General features: G+C 45.3%; 1 protein-coding gene. It reads left to right on the top strand.

Features of this window, described 5'->3' with window-relative positions:
• Nucleotides 1-154 precede the first annotated feature (154 nt).
• The coding region (locus M3661_RS29825) for a phiTE_072 family protein (RefSeq protein WP_251491280.1) at nt 155-572 on the top strand (418 nt) is incomplete at its 3' end.

The raw sequence follows: 572 nt of genomic DNA, 5'->3' as shown, positions 1-572 counted from the left end.
GCTGGCGACATTCAGGGCAGGGCATAGATATGTTCGTGATTTGCTGCCAAGCGAGGAAGCAGAGGCTGCGGAATTTGCGGAAAGCATCATACTGCAGTTGGGTGTTGAAGAACAATCTTGAGGGCTACGGCCCTCTATGGGAGGTAAAGGGAATATGGGCGAGGTTAAGTTCTGGCGGTACTATATACCATCCGTGGACGGTATCGAAGGTTGGGGAGTTTTCCTTCTTGATTCAACAGGAATGTTTGCAGCGGTTACAGACTACGGTAACGCAGCTTATAAATGGCCACTTCATGCAGAGGAAGATTTTCGCCGCTTCTTTGCCAAGGGAGTAAGCGGAGGATACCTATTAAAGAAGCTGTTCTATGATCAGAAAAAATATGATAACGAAGCGACATTACAAGATGTAAAAGAATTCATCATAGTTTGTCGGAGAGAGGGTTCTTACAGCAGGGAAAAGGCGCGTGAAGAATGGGACTTGCTTTCATATTATGACGATCTCGATAATGATGCCTCATTTGTTCGTTGGTATGACCATACATCCTTATCGGATGCTGGTGAGTTTTATAACA

Origin of the sequence: Paenibacillus sp. MER 180, from assembly GCF_023713665.1 — a bacterium.
Lineage (GTDB): Bacteria > Bacillota > Bacilli > Paenibacillales > Paenibacillaceae > Paenibacillus_B > Paenibacillus_B suaedae.
This window is presented reverse-complemented; position numbering and strand designations above follow the sequence as displayed.